The 20,497-nt window shown below is 37.2% G+C and carries 19 protein-coding genes; 9 read left to right on the plus strand and 10 right to left on the minus strand.

Annotated elements, in window-relative coordinates; all coding sequences use genetic code 11:
* Positions 1-227: 227 nt before the first annotated feature.
* From addB to ACM6HU_RS12290, 3 genes are all read left to right on the plus strand, one after another.
* Entirely contained in the window at positions 228-3,743 is a 3,516-nt protein-coding gene (addB, locus tag ACM6HU_RS12280; protein WP_414848211.1) for a helicase-exonuclease AddAB subunit AddB, read from the plus strand.
* Positions 3,740-7,465 (plus strand): helicase-exonuclease AddAB subunit AddA, encoded by a 3,726-nt coding sequence (gene addA, locus ACM6HU_RS12285; protein ID WP_414848212.1) that lies wholly within the window; start codon positions 3,740-3,742, stop codon positions 7,463-7,465. Before addB ends, addA begins: the two co-directional genes overlap by 4 nt.
* A gap of 77 nt (positions 7,466-7,542) precedes the next feature.
* On the plus strand, positions 7,543-7,836 hold the full coding sequence (locus ACM6HU_RS12290; RefSeq protein WP_016113738.1) for an RNA polymerase alpha subunit C-terminal domain-containing protein: 294 nt from the start codon (positions 7,543-7,545) through the stop codon (positions 7,834-7,836).
* An 84-nt stretch (positions 7,837-7,920) separates the two neighbouring features.
* Here the strand turns inward: ACM6HU_RS12290 and gerPF are convergent, their stop codons facing one another.
* From gerPF to ACM6HU_RS12325, 7 genes are all read right to left on the minus strand, one after another.
* Complete coding sequence (gerPF, locus tag ACM6HU_RS12295) at positions 7,921-8,136, minus strand: spore germination protein GerPF (RefSeq protein WP_003195867.1); 216 nt, start codon at positions 8,134-8,136, stop codon at positions 7,921-7,923.
* A gap of 45 nt (positions 8,137-8,181) precedes the next feature.
* Positions 8,182-8,568, minus strand: a complete 387-nt coding sequence (locus ACM6HU_RS12300) for a spore germination protein GerPE (RefSeq protein WP_016131239.1) — start codon at positions 8,566-8,568, stop codon at positions 8,182-8,184.
* Positions 8,569-8,580: 12 nt separating this feature from the next.
* Complete coding sequence (locus ACM6HU_RS12305; RefSeq protein ID WP_016113740.1) at positions 8,581-8,775, minus strand: hypothetical protein; 195 nt, start codon at positions 8,773-8,775, stop codon at positions 8,581-8,583.
* Between the two features lie 6 nt (positions 8,776-8,781).
* Positions 8,782-9,396, minus strand: coding sequence for a spore germination protein GerPC (locus ACM6HU_RS12310; RefSeq protein ID WP_414848213.1), 615 nt, complete (start codon positions 9,394-9,396; stop codon positions 8,782-8,784).
* Between the two features lie 81 nt (positions 9,397-9,477).
* On the minus strand, positions 9,478-9,669 hold the full coding sequence (locus tag ACM6HU_RS12315; protein ID WP_016113742.1) for a spore germination protein GerPB: 192 nt from the start codon (positions 9,667-9,669) through the stop codon (positions 9,478-9,480).
* A 16-nt stretch (positions 9,670-9,685) separates the two neighbouring features.
* Positions 9,686-9,907: a spore germination protein gene (locus tag ACM6HU_RS12320; protein ID WP_016113743.1), complete on the minus strand. Its 222-nt coding sequence runs from the start codon at positions 9,905-9,907 to the stop codon at positions 9,686-9,688.
* Between the two features lie 148 nt (positions 9,908-10,055).
* On the minus strand, positions 10,056-10,235 hold the full coding sequence (locus ACM6HU_RS12325; protein WP_097833661.1) for an aspartyl-phosphate phosphatase Spo0E family protein: 180 nt from the start codon (positions 10,233-10,235) through the stop codon (positions 10,056-10,058).
* A gap of 241 nt (positions 10,236-10,476) precedes the next feature.
* On the opposite strand from ACM6HU_RS12325, the gene ACM6HU_RS12330 reads away from it, so the two are divergent.
* Positions 10,477-11,376 carry a fumarylacetoacetate hydrolase family protein gene (locus tag ACM6HU_RS12330; RefSeq protein ID WP_275857192.1) on the plus strand — a complete coding sequence of 300 codons (900 nt, stop codon included), beginning with the start codon at positions 10,477-10,479 and terminating at the stop codon, positions 11,374-11,376.
* Positions 11,345-11,851 (plus strand): HXXEE domain-containing protein, encoded by a 507-nt coding sequence (locus tag ACM6HU_RS12335; RefSeq protein WP_016113746.1) that lies wholly within the window; start codon positions 11,345-11,347, stop codon positions 11,849-11,851. Before ACM6HU_RS12330 ends, ACM6HU_RS12335 begins: the two co-directional genes overlap by 32 nt.
* Positions 11,852-11,885: 34 nt before the next feature.
* Here ACM6HU_RS12335 and rocD read toward each other — a convergent pair whose 3' ends face one another.
* Complete coding sequence (gene rocD, locus ACM6HU_RS12340; RefSeq protein WP_016113747.1) at positions 11,886-13,076, minus strand: ornithine aminotransferase; 1,191 nt, start codon at positions 13,074-13,076, stop codon at positions 11,886-11,888.
* 161 nt (positions 13,077-13,237) lie between these two features.
* Here rocD and ACM6HU_RS12345 point away from each other — a divergent pair, with 161 nt between their 5' ends.
* On the plus strand, positions 13,238-13,597 hold the full coding sequence (locus ACM6HU_RS12345) for a YisL family protein (RefSeq protein ID WP_033671045.1): 360 nt from the start codon (positions 13,238-13,240) through the stop codon (positions 13,595-13,597).
* A 199-nt stretch (positions 13,598-13,796) separates the two neighbouring features.
* Here ACM6HU_RS12345 and ACM6HU_RS12350 read toward each other — a convergent pair whose 3' ends face one another.
* Entirely contained in the window at positions 13,797-14,351 is a 555-nt protein-coding gene (locus ACM6HU_RS12350) for a DUF2777 domain-containing protein (protein ID WP_016113749.1), read from the minus strand.
* 272 nt (positions 14,352-14,623) lie between these two features.
* Here ACM6HU_RS12350 and asnB point away from each other — a divergent pair, with 272 nt between their 5' ends.
* The gene (asnB, locus tag ACM6HU_RS12355; RefSeq protein ID WP_016132587.1) at positions 14,624-16,477 is read left to right on the plus strand and encodes an asparagine synthase (glutamine-hydrolyzing); all 1,854 of its coding nucleotides are present in this window, start codon (positions 14,624-14,626) and stop codon (positions 16,475-16,477) included.
* A gap of 40 nt (positions 16,478-16,517) precedes the next feature.
* Here asnB and ACM6HU_RS12360 read toward each other — a convergent pair whose 3' ends face one another.
* A complete protein-coding gene (locus tag ACM6HU_RS12360) occupies positions 16,518-17,000 on the minus strand; it encodes an Ig-like domain-containing protein (protein WP_275857196.1) in 483 nt (160 codons plus the stop codon).
* Positions 17,001-17,190: 190 nt separating this feature from the next.
* Between ACM6HU_RS12360 and ACM6HU_RS12365 the strand changes: the two genes are divergently transcribed.
* Together ACM6HU_RS12365 and ACM6HU_RS12370 are read left to right on the plus strand one after the other, a co-directional pair.
* Positions 17,191-18,318 carry a glucan-binding protein gene (locus ACM6HU_RS12365; protein ID WP_275857198.1) on the plus strand — a complete coding sequence of 376 codons (1,128 nt, stop codon included), beginning with the start codon at positions 17,191-17,193 and terminating at the stop codon, positions 18,316-18,318.
* Between the two features lie 452 nt (positions 18,319-18,770).
* Positions 18,771-19,886, plus strand: a complete 1,116-nt coding sequence (locus ACM6HU_RS12370) for a glucan-binding protein (protein WP_414848214.1) — start codon at positions 18,771-18,773, stop codon at positions 19,884-19,886.
* The last annotated feature ends 611 nt before the right edge of the window (positions 19,887-20,497 follow it).

Below are 20,497 nucleotides of genomic sequence, written 5' to 3' on the forward strand. Positions count from 1 at the left end.
TTGCGGGCAGTAGGTTCCCCACCCTCAAGATTCTAAGGAAATCAAAGAAGCTAGGTGGGGGATAAACTGCCCGTAAAAACATGATTGGTGAGGGCTGATTAAAGTTTCACTTTACAGCTTATAGGGAAGGAAAAGACAAGCAGCCTCTGTTTGTCTTTTTTCCTGTCCTATAATACAATGATGACAGCAAACTAACGTTCGTTATGTAAGTGAAAGGTGGGGATTACATGTCGCTTCGATTTGTGATTGGACGAGCTGGAAGTGGAAAAAGTACATTTTGTTTACATGAAGTGCAAGAAGAATTAGGGCAGCGTCCAAGAGGCGAAACAATTTTATATCTTGTACCGGAACAAATGACGTTCCAAACGCAGCAAGCTTTAATAGGTAATGAAGGAGTTAGCGCCTCCATCAGGGCGCAAGTTTTTAGTTTTTCAAGGTTAGCGTGGAAGGTCTTGCAAGAAGTTGGTGGTGCAAGCCGCCTTCATATTGATGAGGCTGGCGTGCATATGTTACTACGTAAAATTGTAGAAGCGCGTAAAGAAGGATTGTATGTGTTTCAAAAAGCAGCAGAACAAAATGGCTTTTTTGAACATTTAGGCAGCATGATTGCCGAGTTTAAACGTTATAATGTAACGCCATCGAATGTATATGAGATGTGGCAACAGTTAGATGCTCATAGTAGCGGTGATGAGCAAAAATTATTAGCAAATAAAATGTACGACCTTCAGCTTTTATATGATGATTTTGAACGGGCTTTAATTGGTAAATATTTAGATTCAGAAGATTATTTACAGTTGCTTGTAGAAAAGCTTCCGGATTCTGATTATGTAAAAGGCGCAGAAATTTATATAGACGGATTTCATTCATTTTCACCTGGGGAATTAGAGATTATTAGACAGCTCATGATTTGCGGAGCAAGAATAACAATTACGTTAACAGTAGATGAAAAAACATTATCGCAGCCAACAAGTGAACTAGATTTGTTTTATCAAACAGTACTTACGTATGAAAAGGTAAAACAACTGGCACGTGAGGAGAAAATCGCAGTTGAAAGTACAATTTCAATGAGAGAACAGCCACGTTTTCTTTCGCCAGCATTGGCACATCTAGAAGCTGAGTTTGAATCTCGTCCGTCTAAGAAGTTCCAAAGTGAACCAGACATTACATTATATACAGCGGCAAACTTGCGAGCGGAAGTTGAAGGTGTAGCTAGGGAAATTCGCAGACTTGTTGCGGAAGAGAAGTATCGCTACAGAGATATTACGGTTCTTCTTCGTAATGGAGAAAGCTATTATGATGTAATGAAAACATTGTTTACTGATTACGATATTCCGCACTTTATCGATGAAAAGCGTCCAATGTCACATCATCCATTGATTGAATGCATTCGTTCTGCACTAGAAGTCATTAGTGGGAATTGGCGTTATGATGCTATTTTTCGCTGTATAAAAACGGAATTATTATATCCGTTGGATATGAGAAAAGAATCAATGCGCGAAGAAATGGATGAGTTTGAAAATTACTGTTTAGCATATGGCGTACAAGGAAAGAGATGGACGGCAGATGAGCCGTGGACGTATCGTCGTTATCGTTCGCTAGATGGAGTAAACGGAATGCAAACAGATAGCGAACGTGAAATGGAAGAGAAAATAAACCGCCTTCGTGATGTGGTAAGGACACCAATTATTCGTTTGCAGAAGCGTTTAAAACGTGCAAGTTCAGTTGTACAAATGTGTGAAGCGGTTTATTTGTTTTTAGAAGAATTAGATGTTCCTAAAAAACTGGAAGATTTGCGTATGCGTGCTGAGGCAGAAGGGGATTTTCTATTTGCAAGTGACCATGATCAAGTTTGGGAAGAAGTAATGAATCTTCTTGATACATTTGTAGAAATGCTTGGTGAGGAAAAGATGTCTCGTTCAATGTTTATCGATGTAATGACAACGGGACTTGAGGCACTTCAATTTGCAAATATCCCGCCTTCTTTAGATCAAGTGCTCATTGCGAACATTGATCGTTCAAGGTTATCGGATATTCGCGCGGCTTTTGTGATTGGTGCGAATGAAGGAATCATTCCGGCAGCTCCTTCAGATGAAGGGATGTTATCGGATGAAGAAAGGGAATTTCTCGTTACGGCTGGTGTAGAATTAGCACCAACAACAAGGCAGATGTTATTAGAAGAGCAATTTGTTATTTATCAAACAGTAACTCGTGCATCTGAGAAGTTGTATATTTCTTGTCCCCTTGCGGATGAAGAAGGAAAGACGCTACTTTCATCTAGCTTTATTAAGAAAGTGAAAAGAATGTTTCCTTCTGTTAAAGAAGTATTTGTAACGAATGATGTGAATGATTTATCTCGTCAGGTACAAATTTCGTATGTAGCAACGCCAGAGGTTACCTTGTCATATGTAACGCAGCAATTACAAAATTGGAAACGATATGGTTTTGAAGGGAACCTTGATTTTTGGTGGGATGTTTACAACTTCTATGTTACATCGCCCGAGTGGAAGCAAAAAAGTAGTCGTGTACTATCTAGTTTATTTTATCGAAACCGTGCGCAGAAGCTTAGCTCGGTTGTAAGTAGAGATCTATACGGAGATAAAATTAAAGGAAGCGTCTCTCGCATGGAATTATTTAATCGATGCGCATATGCTCATTTTGCGCAGCATGGATTATCGCTGAGAGAGCGTGATATTTTCAAGTTAGATGCACCGGATATCGGCGAATTATTCCATGCAGCATTAAAGAAAATTGCAGACAAGTTACTTAGGGAAAATCGTACTTGGGCTGATTTATCGATAAAAGAGTGTGAGCATCTTTCTGCCGTAGTAATTGAAGAAATCGCACCGTTATTACAAAGACAAATTTTATTAAGTTCTAATCGGAATTATTATTTGAAACAAAAGTTACAGCAAATCATTTTCCGTACGTCACTTATCCTTCGTGAACATGCGAAGTCCAGTGGATTTGTGCCAGTTGATTTAGAGGTTCCATTTGGTATGGGCGGGACAGGCTCACTTCCGCCGATGGAGTTTTCGTTGCCGAACGGTGTGAAAATGGAAGTTGTTGGCCGGATTGACCGTGTAGATAAAGCGGAAGACGAAAATGGTACCTTCCTTCGCATTATTGATTATAAATCGAGCACAAAAGCTTTAGATTTAACAGAAGTATATTATGGGTTAGCACTTCAAATGTTAACGTATTTAGACGTTGTTATTTCAAATGCGAATACGTGGATGAAAAAAGATGGAACGGCATCACCTGCTGGCGTTTTATATTTCCATATCCATAATCCGATTGTGGAGATGAAGGGCGACGCTTCAGAAGAAGAGATTGAAAAGGAAATTTTAAAGAAATTTAAAATGAAAGGTCTCGTACTAGGAGATGCGGATGTTGTTCGATTGATGGATAACAAGCTTTCAACGGGAAGTTCAGACATTATTTCTGCAGGTCTGAAAAAAGATGGTAGCTTTAGTGCGCGTTCTAGTATTGCAAGTGAGCAAGAATTTACAACTTTACAGCAATATGTACATCATACATTTGAAAACATCGGGAAAGACATTACAGAAGGTGTTATTGATATCGCACCGTATAAAATGGGGAAAAAAGCAGCTTGTACATTCTGTAATTTCCGTTCTGTTTGTCAATTTGATGAATCACTTGAAGACAATCAGTTTCGTACGTTGAAAGATATGAAAGATAGTGAAGCGATGGAGAAAATGAGAGAGGAGGTTGGCGGAGAATGATAGAGAATTGGCCAAAGAAACCTGAAGGTAGTCAATGGACAGATGATCAATGGAAGGCAGTTGTCCGAGATGGCCGTGATATTTTAGTAGCGGCGGCAGCGGGATCGGGAAAGACAGCTGTACTTGTAGAAAGAATTATTCGCAAAATTATTAATGCCGAGAATCCAGTAGATGTGGATCGCTTGCTTGTCGTAACGTTTACAAATGCAGCGGCACAAGAGATGAAAAACAGAATTGGTGAAGCGTTAGAAAAAGTATTAATTGATGAGCCAGGATCAGGGCATGTTCGGAAACAGCTCAGCTTATTAAATAAAGCATCAATTTCAACCATTCACTCGTTCTGTTTACAAGTGATTCGAACGTATTATTATATGCTCGATGTTGATCCCCGTTTTCGCATTGCTAACCAGACAGAAAATGAATTATTAAAAGAAGAAGTATTAGATGACATATTAGAAGAGGAATATGGAATCGAAGGAAATGACATTTTCTTTGAACTAGTTGACCGATATACGAGCGATCGTAGTGATGATGACCTGCAGCGTATGATTTTAGCGCTTCATACGGAATCGAGGGCGCATCCAGATCCAGAGAAGTGGCTAGATAAGCTTGTCGAAGCATATGATGTGGAAGGGAAATCAATTGAAGACTTAACGTATGCAACTTATTTATTAGAAGATGTGAAGTTTCAGCTGGAAACTGCTGAAAAGCATATTCGGAAAGCAATTGAGTTAGCTATGCTTTCGGATGGGCCAGCGCCTCGCATGGAGACATTACAAGCGGACCTTGTGTTACTCGGGACGTTATCTAGTGCAGCACATCAGTCTTGGGCAAGTGTATATGAAGCGATGCAAAATGTTTCGTGGCAGACGTTAAAGCGTATTAAAAAGAGTGATTATAATGAAGAGATTGTCAAACAAGTAGATTCACTTAGAAATAAAGCGAAAGATGAGGTGAAGAAGCTACAAGAAGAGTTGTTTAGCCGGAAACCAGAAAGCTTTTTACGTGATTTCAAGGATATGCACCCTGTACTAGAAAAGCTTGTTCAGATTGTAAAAGTATTTACTGAACGTTTTCAAACGATAAAGCGTGATAAAGGAATGGTTGATTTCACAGATTTAGAGCATTTTTGCTTACAAATTTTAAGTGAATGTACGAACGATGGCGAGCTTCGTCCATCACCAGTTGCGCTTCAATATCGGAATAAATTTGCCGAAGTACTTGTCGATGAATATCAAGATACGAACTTTGTGCAGGAGTCAATTATTAAGTTTGTAACGAAAGACTCTGAACAAGAAGGTAATCTGTTTATGGTCGGCGACGTAAAACAGTCGATATACCGATTCCGATTAGCAGAGCCTGGCTTATTTCTAGGAAAGTATAAACGTTTTACACCTGAAGGAATAGACGGCGGGATGAAGATTGATTTAGCCAAAAACTTCCGCAGTCGTCATGAAGTACTAGCAGGTACGAACTTTATTTTTAAACAAATTATGGGCGAAACTGTCGGGGAAATCGATTACGATGCTGATGCTGAACTAAAGTTAGGTGCGAGCTACCCAGAAGGAGAAGATGTAGCAGCCGAACTGTTATGTATTCATCAGTCTGAGGAAGAAGAATCGGTAGAGGGAGAAGACGGTGTAGAAGTAGAAAAAGCACAGCTTGAAGCACGTTTAATGGCGCAGCGAATTAAAGCGATGGTTGATTCAGGTTATGAAGTATATGATCGTAAAACAGATAGCATGCGCCCTGTGAAATACCGTGACTTTGTCATTTTACTTCGTTCGATGCCGTGGGCTCCGCAAATTATGGAAGAGTTAAAATTACAAGGCATTCCTGTTTACGCTGAGCTCGCGACAGGTTATTTTGAAGCGACAGAAGTGACCGTTATGATGAATGTGTTTCGGGTAATTGATAATCCGATGCAAGATATTCCGCTTGCTGCTGTGCTTCGTTCCCCGATTGTTGGGTTAAATGATGAAGAGCTTGCGATGTTACGTGCTCATGAGAAAAAAGGCTCGTTTTATGAAGTGATGCGTTCCTTTTTACAAGGCGCGCCGCTTGAAGAAGAGGCAGAATTACATGGGAAATTACAATGGTTCTATAATCTCTTGCAAGGATGGCGTGAATTTGCGCGCCAGCAGTCTCTTTCTGATTTAATTTGGAAAGTATATCGTGAGACAGGTTATTATGACTTCGTTGGTGGTCTTCCAGCGGGAAAACAGCGTCAAGCTAACTTACGCGTACTATATGATCGCGCAAGGCAGTACGAAGCAACATCTTTCCGCGGGTTATTCCGTTTCCTTCGCTTTATTGAACGTATTTTAGAGCGCGGGGATGATATGGGAACAGCGAGAGCGCTTAGTGAACAAGAAGATGTGGTTCGAATTATGACGATTCATAAAAGTAAAGGGTTAGAGTTCCCAGTTGTATTTGTAGCGGGGCTTGGGCGCCGTTTTAATACACAAGATTTAATGAAACGATTCTTATTACACAAAGATTTCGGTTTTGGATCACAGTTTATTGATCCTCGTAAACGAATTAAATATACAACGTTATCACAACTAGCCATTAAACGTAAAATGAAGATGGAACTAATTGCGGAAGAGATGCGCGTATTATATGTTGCTCTAACGCGTGCAAAAGAAAAATTGATTTTAATTGGTACGGTGAAAGATAAAGAAAAAGAGATTGAAAAGTGGCTTGACCCGCGTGAGCATACAGATTGGTTGTTACCGGATTACGTTCGTGCAGGAGCATCTTGTTACTTAGATTGGATTGCACCGTCACTATATAGACATCGTGATAGCGAAATGCTTCTTGAACTTGGACAAGGAAATATACCAAATGAAATTTATGAATACGATGCGAGCTGGAAAGTGGAAGTGATTGATGGTAGCACTTTACTTGCACCGGAACCAGTACAAGAAGAAAAGCAAGAATTGTTAGAAGCGCTTCGTGAGAAAAAACCTGTTCCTCTAGAAAGTGAACGAAAAGAAGAGGTGTATGCTCGTTTAACTTGGGAATATGCGTATGAAGGTGCAACAGCGCATCGGGCGAAGCAGTCTGTTACTGAGATAAAGCGGAATTATCAATCGGAAGATGGAAGTGATAATGCCTTTATTAAAAAACTTCGTACTCCTATAAAAACGCGTCCTCGTTTTATGGAGAAAAAGGGGTTAACTTATGCTGAACGGGGAACAGCTGTTCACGCCGTAATGCAACATGTTAATTTACAAAAACCGATCACGCTTGAAACCGTTCAAGAGCAAATTGCGGAAATGGTAAATAAAGAATTACTAACATTTGAGCAAGCAGAAGAAATTGCGATTGATCGAATTGTAGCGTTTTTTGATACGGATCTTGGTAAGCGTGTGTTAGCTGCGAAAAGTGTAGAACGTGAAGTGCCGTTTACGATGATGCTTTCAGCGGAAGAAGCGTATCAAGATTGGCAAAATCAGAGCAGAGAATCTGTACTTGTCCAAGGAGTTATTGATTGTATGATAGAAGAGGAAGACGGAGTTGTATTAATTGATTTTAAAACAGATACAATTGAAGGAAAGTTCCCAGGTGGATTCGACCAAGCAAAGCCGATTTTAGAAGAACGTTATAAAGTACAGCTTTCATTATATGCGAAAGCGTTAGAGAAAAGTTTACATCATCCAGTGAAAGGAAAGTGCTTATATTTCTTTGATGGAAATCACATAGTACATGTTGATTAACAAAGTAAGTGAAACATACATCAAAGTATAAATGTGAAACAGAGGAAAGATGTAACTTTAGGAAGGAAGTATGTAAAATGGTAACTTCCAAAAAAAGTTTAAGAACTTGCAACAATGGACACCAATATTATAAAAGTAGCGATTGCTCTTCTTGCCTGATCTGTGAGAAAGAACGAAAACCAGAGAGTGGATTTCTTTCACTTCTCTCGGCACCAGCAAGAAGAGCATTGGAACACAATGAAATAACTTCTTTGCAGCAGCTCTCAAAATGTAGTGAGAAAGAGATTTTACAACTGCACGGTATGGGGCCAGCATCTTTACCTAAACTTAGAACTGCTTTGAAGGAAAGTGGGTTATCATTCAAAGGTTAAACAATAAGAATGATTACACTTATTGAAGCGCGAACAAGAAAATCAAAAGAACGAAAAAAGTAGGAGACAATTCTCCTACTTTTTTTAAGCCGTTCCAATTTGATCTTGATCCGCAACATCTGAATCGAATGTATTTGTTGCGCTGACACCGTTAAATGTATTAACAACAAAAGCAACATTTGATGCTCCTGAACCGTTATATGCCTTTGTATTTTCCTTAGGAGAGACATTATAGAAGTCACCTAAGTTAAAAGAGCCGTTACTATTTTGAACAACGAGGTTTCCAACGACAGAGGGCATGTTATTCACCTACCTAAACACTTTTCTTTAACATTACTATATGATTTATTTGTTCAAAGGTTCATCTGTGATATATTGGCGGATTTGGAGAATACGTGAATTATTAAATGCGTAGTCAACGGAGCCAATTTGAAAGCAAGCAGAATTTAATAAGGACCGAATCGTAACATCACCTACTTCAATAAAGGGACATTCATTTATAATATTCATTTTGACATCGGTTGATCGGGTGGGAATTGTAATTTCATCATCTGTAAAGATTTCATAAGCCTCTAATTTTCCTTCGCCTTTTAAATAGTAAGGAATTTCACGGTGTACAATAAGCGCTCGGCTTTTTAATTCCATCTGTTTTGCGTCGCCAACTTGAAAAACACCAGAAATCCCCATAGAGATAATATTGGATTGATGAACAACTGAAATGTGCTGAAGCATAAAGCTCCCTCCTTAACCTGGAGTAGTAGGCGCGGCAATTACGAGAGGCACAAATGGACCTTCAGTCATTGATTCAAAAGGCGTATCGAGAATAGAAGAGAGAATGAGGAGGTTTGCATCACCGATTAAAAAAAGTGCAGATGAAGATACCCCGTTCATTTTAATCTGACCAACTTTCATTTCACAATTAACCACGTTAAAGTTCATGTAAACTTACTCCTTTCGAAAATTATTCGGTATGTGCTGAATAAAGGAAAGGAATGCTTTATCAATATCTTGTTTCATAGCTTGAATAATTACGTCTTTCATATATTCGGGGTTTGATGTAATGTCCTCATACGGCTGTACTTGTGATAAATAGTAAGGAAGGCGATGCTCCATTTGTTTTTTTATATCGTCAATCATCATTTGTCGATACATATCATCGAGCGGCGTCCGCTGTTCTTGTTCAAAATGAAGAATTCTGCTATATGCTTCTTCATCTAAATAGCGATGCATCTCTTGAATAATGCCTTGATAAAAATCGGGAGTTGTTTGTGTTTCTGGATTTACTTTTAATGTTTCTGTATCTACTTCAAAATCTTCAATTTGTTGCCCTTTAGTTGCGAATGGATTTAAGCCGATATTTAACGTACCATTTAAGTTTTCTACTTTTAATTGATCGAATTTATATTCTACTTTTCCTATAGAAGAGGAAGGCCGGCCTTTTAGTTCATCAAGCTCTTCTTTTAATGTCCGTACTTGCTCTTCTAATGCATGGATTGTTTCTTGCTGTTTTTGAAGAACTTGTTGAAATTGTTGTAGGTAAATGTATACATATTGATTCACTGTGTGAAACCTCCTTTTCAATAGGGAGGGACGTATGCTTGCTCTATATGTTTATGACATAAAGAGCTTAAGAAGAACTCATCATGGTTTAATAGAAATAATTTGTCCTTTCGATTTCAAGGGGCGAAGCGGCGCTGTAAATCCACCGGTATTGGAAAATTTAGATAGTGCCTTAATGCTGCCGGCACTTCCAATTTGAAAAACAGATGATGTTGTAATGCTCTCGATTCTTATCTTGTTAATGATAATACTTTGCTGGACATAAAAGTTCACTTATCATTCGCCTCCTTTAGTTTGATCCAATTATAGCTTGATCGATTATGTCTGTATCATTGACTGTTGTCGTATTTTGATAATTGTATACTGAAATATTTTCACCAACATTAAAAGAACCAGCTCCTGCAAAAGCACGTGAGTAACTAATCGGTCTAATTGCAAATACATCTCCAACATGAAAAATACCACTTGATCCAATGTTAACGATATGAATATGTCCAACCATCGCTGGCATAGCAAACACCTTTCATAAATAAAATTTTTATTGCTGTTATTATGCGTGTTCAATATTAAAAAATAAAGGATCGTAAAAAAATCCTTTTCTATTATTGTATGGGCGTGTTCATTAAAATGTGTCTTTTTTCAAATAAAAGACACACACTTCATTGTGTGTGTTCGTCTATAGTATAAGTTGAGGTGAAATCTACTTTCAAAAGCCAAACAACATTTAAGAGCCTGTCCAGTTCTTGGCTACAATCCACTGTTTTTTGAGAAGTTATTCCGTAGCGTTCAGCAAAATACATCATTTTCTCACGTTTTTTTTCAATCGCTTGCTCAAACATAGAATCGGCTCCATCTCTTTATAAATTTTAAGTATATATGTAGTACATATTATACAAAAGTTCCATAAAAAAGAAATAGCTTCGATAAAAAAAGTAAAAATTCTACATTTTATTCCAAAATAACATCGGACAGTGTAAAAAATGAAGAATCTTGTAAAAATTAAAATGTATTGGCAGGTTTTTTTTAAAGGAATGCGAATACAATTACATTGTATGAGTTTTAGGATGGAGAGTGGAAATCATGCGATTTGTTACAGTGAAGAAGGAAGAGAAAGTATTTGTTGGCATTGTGGATGAGTATGAAGAAAAAGTGCTGCATATTAGAGAAGCACAGCGGCAAAAAGGCGAAAAGATTACAGTCCCTATTACAATGCTAGAGTGTATCGAAAAAGGAAATGCTTTTATTGAAAAAGTGGTGGAAATTGTAAATTGGGCAAAGGAAAATGAAACGACGGCGTATTATCCATTGCAAGACGTTAAAATATTAGCACCTATTCCAAGACCAAGAAAGAATATTCTTTGCGTCGGAAAAAACTATCGTGATCATGCGATAGAGATGGGTGGAGAAGAGTCTATTCCGAAAGATATCATGATTTTCACAAAGGCACCGACGACGGTTATCGGGAATGGAGAGAAAATTCACAGTCATCCGCATGCAACGAGTGAACTAGATTATGAAGGAGAACTCGCAATTGTGATTGGGAAACGCGGAAAACAAATTGCAAAAGATAAGGCGCTTGAATATGTTTTCGGTTATACAATTGTAAATGACATAACTGCTCGAGATATTCAAAGAAAACATAAACAATTTTTCTTAGGAAAAAGTTTTGATACATTTTGCCCAATGGGGCCGTATTTAGTTCATAAGACGGCTATTGAAACCCCGAATCAATTAGATATTGAAACAAGAGTGAACGGAGAGGTTCGGCAAACTTCAAATACTGCAAATATGATGTTTTCAATAGAAGATATTATTTCTATCGTAAGTAAAGGGATGACGTTAGAGCCTGGGGATATTATTGCGACTGGAACACCAGCGGGAGTTGGGAAAGGGTTTATACCACCTAAATTTCTAAGCGCTGGTGATGAAGTGACAATAACGGTGCAGCATGTTGGAACGCTTCAAAACCTGGTCAAATAGTACGTTATATATTTGGCTCATCCCTATTCTATTTGCATTTCATAATGCTGAGGAATATTACTTTTTCCCTGAAATGAAGTATTTCCAACCGATTCGTATGGAAGAAAACGCGGGGCAAAAACAATATTTCTTCATTGCATTATGTTTGTTAACAAGCATTGTCTTTCTGCTTGTGTGTATTCATTCTATATTTAAAAAGAAAGTCACGCTTTATATATTGCTCGTTATACAAGCGATGATTTTTATGAATGGGTTGTTTCATATCACTGGGGCAATTTTGACAGAAAGATATGTTCCAGGATTGGTAACGGCAGTGATATTCATTATACCTTTTTCATTGTTTTGGTTTCGGAAAGGGATAAGAAATGATTGGTGGGAATTGAAACATGTGATTGTCTCCTGTATAGCAGGTGTGTTGCTTCTATTTCCGGTTATCGTTGGGATATTACTTTTCTCAAAAATGATTGTTTCATAAAACAAGCTGCCTTTTATAAGGCAGCTTGTTTGTATTAAGATAATACCGCTTTAATTTTTTGGAATGCCCACTCTAGGTCTTCCTCAGAAATAACAAGAGGTGGTGCGATACGAATTACATTTTCATGTGTTTCTTTACATAATAAACCTGCTTCTTTTAATTTTTCGCAATATGGACGAGCAGGCTCGTTCAATTCGATTCCGATAAATAATCCTTTACCACGGATGTCTGTGATCATAGGATTATCAATTTCTTTTAATTGTCCTACTAATTTTTCACCTAATTGAAGAGAACGCTCTGTTAATTTCTCATCTAATAATACGTCAAGAGCTGCAATAGAAACAGCACATGCAAGTGGATTACCACCGAATGTAGAGCCGTGAGAACCTGGTTCGAATACGCCTAAAATATCGTGATTTGCTGCGACGCAAGAAATTGGGAATACGCCGCCGCCAAGTGCTTTACCAAGTATGTACATGTCAGGAATTACGTTGTCCCAATCACATGCAAATAGTTTACCAGTACGGCCTAAACCAGTTTGAATTTCGTCAGCTACAAATAAAACGTTTTCTTTTTTACATATATCGTATGCTTCTTCTAGGAATCCAGCTGGTGGAATGTTAATTCCTGCTTCTCCTTGAATTGGTTCTAAAATAAATGCAGCTGTATTTGGTGTAATTGCAGCTTTTAATGCTTCTAAATCACCGTAAGGAATTACAATAATGCCAGGAAGCATTGGTCCGAAGCCACGTTTGTATTCTTCATTGGATGACATGGAAACTGCCCCCATTGTACGACCATGGAAGTTATCTTCACAAACGATAATTTCAGCTCTATTTTCTTCTACCTTTTTCACATCATATGCCCAGCGACGTGCTGTTTTGATTGCGGTTTCAACAGCTTCCGCACCTGTATTCATTGGAAGTACCATATTTTTATTTGTTAATTTCGCTACTTTTTCGTACCAAGGACCTAATTGATCACTATGGAAGGCACGTGAAGTTAACGTAACACGGTTTGCTTGTTCAATTAAAGCGTCAATAATTTTCGGATGACGGTGTCCTTGGTTTACCGCAGAATATGCACTAAGTAAGTCCATGTAGCGGTTTCCTTCAGGATCTTCTACCCAAACTCCTTCTGCTTTCGAAATTACGATTGGTAGCGGATGATAGTTGTGAGCTCCATATGTGTCTGTTAGTTCGATAATATCCTTTGTTTGAATCATGATTGTTCCCCCTTTTGTTATTACAAGAAGTTTATAAATACTCTAAATATTATATCATTTAAATGTAAAAAAGCGAAACATTTCCTGAAAAGAAGTGGACATGGTATCATATAAAGTGAAAAAGTGGGAAAAGAGGAGGTTGGGATATCGTGACAACACACATGCATATTACAGCGTGGGCACTAGGGCTTATTTTATTCTTTGTGGCGTATTCTATGTATACGGCAGGAAGAAAAGGTAAAGGCGTACATATGGGGCTTCGTCTTGTGTATATCATCATCATTGTAACGGGTTTCTTACTGTATCAAAGCATTATGAAAACAGCAACAGGGAACATGCATATGTGGTATGGCCTAAAAATGTTAGTTGGCGTTTGGGTTATTGCTGCAATGGAAATGGTTCTTGTGAAAACAAGTAAGAAGAAACCGGCAGGGGCGTTTTGGGTTCAATTTATTATTGCGCTTGTTATTGTACTATATCTTGGATTACGATTACCGATGGGATTTTCACCATTTGCGTAAAATAGAACCATCTTATTTTTCTGTAAAGGAGAATAAGATGGTTTTTCTTTAATGGTTTGTCAAATTTGAACTTATATGAAATGAAATACATTTATGAGGTTTGATTACGGAAAAGATAGAGACGAGGTATAGCTATTGTAACAAAAATAAAAAAATCGCTCGTTCTATAGAGAATGAGTGATTCTTCTTATTTTTGTATTCACGTAGATTCTATATGTAGTTGTTCCCCGTTTGTTTTTGTAAATTGAAATATATTCTTATTACAAGTGGAATACCGAACGTAATGATGGTGCAACGAGCAAATCATTTTTTCGTTATCAAATAATAGCAGGTTTACACCTTCACAAGGCCCTTCTTTCGGCTGAAACGATAAGAAATTATGACAATATATACAGTCATATAAAGAATAATTGAAGGACTGCAATGTTTCTGCAAATAACGCAAAAGCGGAATCGGATAGTTCTTCTAACCATTCATGATAACTGAGTAGTAATTTTTTACGAATTCGTATCATTTCACCATTTTGCAATGGATGATGTTCATTTGCAATTTGTAATATGTTTTGTTCGTAGAATCTTGCCGGTAGCCAATTGTTGTTATATAAAACTTCAAATCCATCTTCAATAATATCTTCAAGCAAAAATGCTTCATCATTTTCATCATCAAAGAATATCCATTCATTGTTTATATATTCCACATTCCCAATTGTATGAGCACGCGGTTGATTATACAAAATATGTTTGCGTTGTTTCATTCGTGATTTCTCCTTTTATAGAAGTAGTTATTCCTGTTATAGACAGTTCAGGCATTCTTTATAACTATGGAACACCTAAAGAAAGGTGGGCATAGAATAAAAACATGCTTCATACAGTGAATTTTTTATCTGGACGGAGAAATTCCGTCTGGATCGTTAGCCCTCATCAATTAGGCTTTTACGTGCAGTTGTTTCAGTTCAGCCTTTTTGGTTCTATTTGGGTTTTGAACGGAGTAAAGTTATACGGATATAGGATAGGAAGGATGATTTATATGTGCGGGATTACAGGATGGATTGATTATAAGCGGTCGTTAGAAGGTGAAAGAGAAACGGTTACGAAGATGGCAGAAACACTTGCAAAGCGCGGTCCAGATGATACGAATGTCTGGATCAAAAGGCATGTTGCTTTTGGGCATAAACGTTTAATTGTGGTTGATCCTGAAGGTGGGAAACAGCCGATGACATGTACATGTATGAAAGAAGAAGAGTATTACACAATTTGTTATAATGGGGAACTTTATAATACAGAAGATATTCGTAAAGAATTAATGCAAAGAGGTTATAGATTTAAAGGGCATTCTGATACGGAAGTATTATTAGCGTCTTATATCGAATGGAAAGAAGAATGTGTGAATCATTTAAATGGAATATATGCTTTTGCGGTTTGGGATGAGAAAAAAGAACAAGTGTTTATTGCACGGGATCGATTAGGTGTGAAACCATTATTTTATAAATATGAAAACGGAAGATTATTGTTTGCTTCAGAATTAAAAGCTATTTTAGCTCATCCAGATGTAAAGACAGAAGTTACGACAGAGGGACTATCAGAAATATTTGGGTTAGGACCGTCTCGAACACCTGGACATGGTATTTATGCAGGAATTCAAGAGCTACGTCCAGGTCATGTTCTTACTTTTTCAAAAGATGGTTTATGTATATGGCGCTATTGGAATGTTGAGAGTAAAAAACATGAACATTCATTTGAAGAAACAGTAGAACAAGTACGGTTCCTGCTTAAGGATGCAATTACAAGACAATTGGTTTCAGATGTACCGTTATGTACATTTTTGTCGGGTGGGGTAGATTCAAGTGCCATTACAGCGTTTGCGGCAATGGCATATGAAAGAGAAGGGAAAGGGAAGTTGCATACGTATTCGATTGATTATGAAGATAATGAAAAATATTTTAAAGCAAATGCTTTTCAACCAAATTCAGATGCACCATTTATTGATTTGATGACAGAAACATTTGGTACAATTCATCACCGTTGTGTGATTTCCAATGAACAGTTAGCGGAGTATTTAACAGAAGCAGTACTCGTTCGCGATTTACCTGGTATGGCAGATATCGATTCTTCATTATTATGGTTTTGCCGAGAAATTAAACAAGATTTTGTCGTCGGTTTGTCGGGCGAATGTGCCGATGAAATCTTTGGAGGTTATCCATGGTTTTACCGGGAAGATGATTTGCAATCAAGTGCATTTCCGTGGATGCGTTCTACAGAGGCGCGTGAACAACTTCTGAAAAAAAAATGGCGTGATAAATTAAAACTGCAAGAATATGTACAGCGGCGTTATGAAGAATCAATACAGGAAGTACCGGTGTTAGAAGGAGAAAGTACAATTGAAGCAAAAAGACGACAATTATTTTATTTGAATATGGTTTGGTTTATGACGACATTATTAGACAGAAAGGATCGCATGAGTATGGGGGCGAGTTTAGAGGTACGTGTTCCATTTGCGGATCATCGTCTTGTCGAATATGCGTGGAATATTCCTTGGGAAATGAAAATGTATAAAAATCGCGAAAAAGGTCTATTACGTAAAGCATTAGAAGGTGTATTACCGAATGATATATTATATAGAAAGAAAAGTCCGTATCCCAAAACGCACAATCCGCACTACACAGAAGCAGTAACAGTATGGTTACAGAATCTTTTAACGGATAAAAACTCAATTTTGCATGAGTTGTTTGATAAAGAACAATTACAAGGGTTGATTCAATCAGGTGGTAGTGCGTTTCAAACGCCGTGGTTTGGCCAGTTGATGACCGGGCCACAACTATTGGCACATTTGGCACAAATTCATGTGTGGTTTAAGGAGTATGGAGTAAATATTAAAGAGTAGTGAAAAGCGGCTTACAATCATTGTGAGCCGCTTTTTTTCGCTATTTAACTTGAATATAAACGTATTTATTATAGTTTCCATCTTCCGTCGATGCAGTTAAAACAACACGTCCAGGCTTCAAAGCTTTTGCGTTGATCGTATCATTTTGATTTTCAAGTGCAACGATACTCGAGTCACTACTTTTCCAAGTCACTTTTTTATTTGTTGCAGCTGAAGCTGAAGGTTTGATGTCAGCTTTTAAATATGTGTAGCCATCAACATTTAATTGTACAGTTGGTTGATCAATTGAAATGTTAGTAACAGAGATAGGAGGAGCGGACTGATACATCTTTTGCGCATCTTCAGCTGTTCCTGCTTTTTTTAGAATTGATACTTCATCTAATGCTGCGTTAAAGTTGTTGCCGAATAAAGTTCCTTTGCCATCTACACCGATTTTTGTTGTGTAATTCGTATCCATTGTACCTTTTATTTTACTAATATCAATTTGTTGCTCTAACTTTCCATCTACTTTTAGTGTCTCCAAGAAATAGTGACTTTTAAAATATGAATGTAACAAAAAAGTAATTAAAATTACCCTTAAGTGGTTTTTGTTACTTATAAATTAAAACTATTGCAATTATATTACAAAAGTGTTGATTGTATTAGGATATCGTAATATAATTCTCTTTATGAAATAAAAATACAAATTATTCATTATTTGGGGGATATGGAAAATGAAGAAAAATATTTTACCAGTTTTAATGTCTGCGATGTTTGTAGTGCCTGCAGTATCTCATGCTGAAAACCAAGAAGCTGTAAAACAACTTACTCCAAAAACAGAACAGGAAATGCAGAAAACGGGGTGGACAAAAGAGGGAAATATATGGTATTTCTATGATCAAAATGGTGTGAAGAAAACAGGGTGGTTAAAGGATAATGGTACATGGTATTACTTGAATGCGGATGGGGCAATGAAAAGTAATAGCTGGTTAAGTGATGGAGGAAAGTGGTACTACTTTGATGAAAGTGGAGCAATGAAAACGGGTAATATTTTTAATCAAGGTTCATGTTATTTATTAGGAGCAGACGGTGCGTTATATACGAACGAAGGCTGGGTTCAGTACGAAGGAGAATGGTATTTCGTTCACCAAGGGGGAGACCTACACGAGGGCTATCTTGAATATAACGGTAAGGCATATTCCATGGCTATAGAGAGTGGCAAAATGCAAAAGAACATTTGGTTAGGTTCACATCCAGATGGTAACTATTTTCTTGATGATGGATCCATGGCAACTGGTTGGAATTTGATTAATAATGAATGGTATTATTTCAAAGAAAGTGGGATACATTTTAATACTTATAATGGTTGGCTAAGTTATAAAGGAAGCTGGTATTACTTTGTGGCTTCTAAGATGCAAACAGGCTGGATTGAAGATAATGGGAATTGGTACTACCTGAATGCAGATGGCACGATGAAAAGCTCAGTAAATGGGTGGAACGAAGGTTGGTTAGATGAAGGAGGAAAGCGCTACTTTTTTGATGACAGTGGTGCTATGCGGACAGGGAAATTGTGTGAAGGAGGTACTTGTTGGTACTTCAATCCAGATGGATCCATGGTAACAGGCTGGAAAGTAGTGGATGGTGAATGGTATTACTTTGATGATAAAACTGGAGCAAGCCATGCAGGTTGGTTAAGTTATAACGGGAAATGGTATTACTTTTATGATGGCCCGATGACAACAGGCTGGTTACAAAAAGATGGAAATTGGTATTATTTACAGTCTAGCGGTGCAATGGCAATAGGTAAACATTTCATCGATGGGAAATGGTATACATTTAATAATAATGGAGCTATGATGTAACGAAAGTTTTTTATGAGTATGTAGGATACTAGATACATATTTTAAGAGACTTTTATAATGAAAGAAGACACTTGTTAGGTATCTTTTTTTCTGTTTATCCCGCTATTTGAGGGCAGTAAGATCTTCTTTGGCTAAATGAGGGATCAGCTGCCTGTGAAAATTCGATTCGTGTGGGCTAATAATCAGTAGGGGAATGAAGAAAACTCTACTGATTGAAGTTCCACAGTGATGAGGGATATCATATCCGCATCAATGTAAAGATTATTTTCATTGAAAAATTCGAAGCATGGTAATTTTCTAGCATGTTGGTTATTCATCTATCTTTATTTCTGAGAAATTAAAAATATTACATTTTCGTTACAAAAATGTGTTGATTATATTAATATATCATAATATAATTCTTCTTGTGGAAATGAAAGTAAAAATTATCTATTATTTGGAGGAAATATAAAATGAAGAAAGCTATTGTACCAATTTTAATGTCTGCAATGTTTGTAGTGCCTGCAGTATCTCATGCTGAAAACCAAGAAGCTGTGAAACAGATTGCTCCAAAAACAGAACAAGCAATGCAGAAAACAGGGTGGGTAAAAGAGGGGAATACATGGTATTTCTATAATCAAAATGGTGTGAAGCAAACAGGCTGGTTAAGTGATGGGGGAAAATGGTATTACTTTGATGGAAACGGAAAAATGCAAACAGGTTATATTGTATATCAATATGAAGGTTACTTACTAGGAGCAGACGGTGCAATGTATGCCAATAAAGGTTGGGTTCAGTATGGTGGAAAGTGGTATTATGTACATCAAGGTGGAAAGCTACAACACGGATTGCTTGAATATAATGGAAAAACTTATTTTTTAAATCCAGATAATGGGCAGATGTTTACAAAAGCTTGGATTGGAGAACATCATACAGGTAACTATTTTCTCGAAGATGGATCAATGGCAATAGGTTGGACTTTAATTGATAATAAGTGGTACTACTTTAACGATAATGGGCTTAGTTATAATGGTTGGCTAAGCTATAAAGGAAGCTGGTACTACTTCATTGGTGGTAAGATGCAAACAGGCTGGATTGAAGATAATGGGAATTGGTACTACTTAAATGCAAATGGCACAATGAAAAGTTCAGCAAATGGGTGGGACGAAGGTTGGTTAGATGAAGGAGGAAAGCGCTACGTTTTTGCTGACAATGGCGCCATGTGGACAGGGAAAATGTGTGAAGGAGGTACTTGTTGGTACTTCAATCCAGATGGATCCATGGTAACAGGCTGGAAAGTAGTGGATGGTGAATGGTATTACTTTGATGAGAAAAGTGGAGCAAGCCACGCAGGTTGGTTAAGTTATAACGGGAAATGGTATTACTTTTATGATGGCCCGATGACAACAGGCTGGGTGCAAGATAATGGTACATGGTACTACCTGAATACAGATGGCACGATGAAAACAGGCTGGTTACAAAAAGATGGAAATTGGTATTATTTACAGTCTAGCGGTGCAATGGCGATAGGTAAACATTTCATTGATGGAAAATGGTATTCGTTTAAAGATAATGGCGTTATGATGTAATGAAAGTTTTTTAAAAATGAGTATGTATGATACTAGATACATATTTTAAGAGATTGTTACAATGAAAGAAGACACTTGTTAGAGTGTCTTCTTTATTATTTTCTATGAATCAATAGAAGAGAAATAAAAAGGGACAGGCCCTCTAAGGATAGAGATCTATCCGATCGTAAATATAGTTAATGAATCAATTCCTCATTTAGCAAACGCATGATTCCCAATTACTGCAACAGTTTGGCACTGGAGCTAATAAGCGAGATATAGGATGTTAAAAAAGTTAGAGTTATATGTAAGAACTCTTTGATAGATAGTTATAAGTGAGGTTATCGAACCTTATAATATATCTAGTTTTCAATATGCACATGGGCATTTTGGAGGGTTGTACCGTCTATAATGAGATCTCAACATGTTTCGCTGTGCAAAAATGATGCTTTAATCCCAATGTAGATTTGAAATAAAGTTTCGTGATTTTTTTACAAAAATTCATCTGTACTGAAAATTGAAGAACCCATTTTGATCAATTTTTTCAAAATGGGTTCTTTTAACTTATAGAAATATATAGGTTTAATGGGAAACAACGAATTTCTTAACTTGCTAGCAATTTGGTGCTACCC

This window comes from Bacillus sp. IT-79MI2 (assembly GCF_949768135.1).
Lineage (GTDB): Bacteria > Bacillota > Bacilli > Bacillales > Bacillaceae_G > Bacillus_A > Bacillus_A pseudomycoides.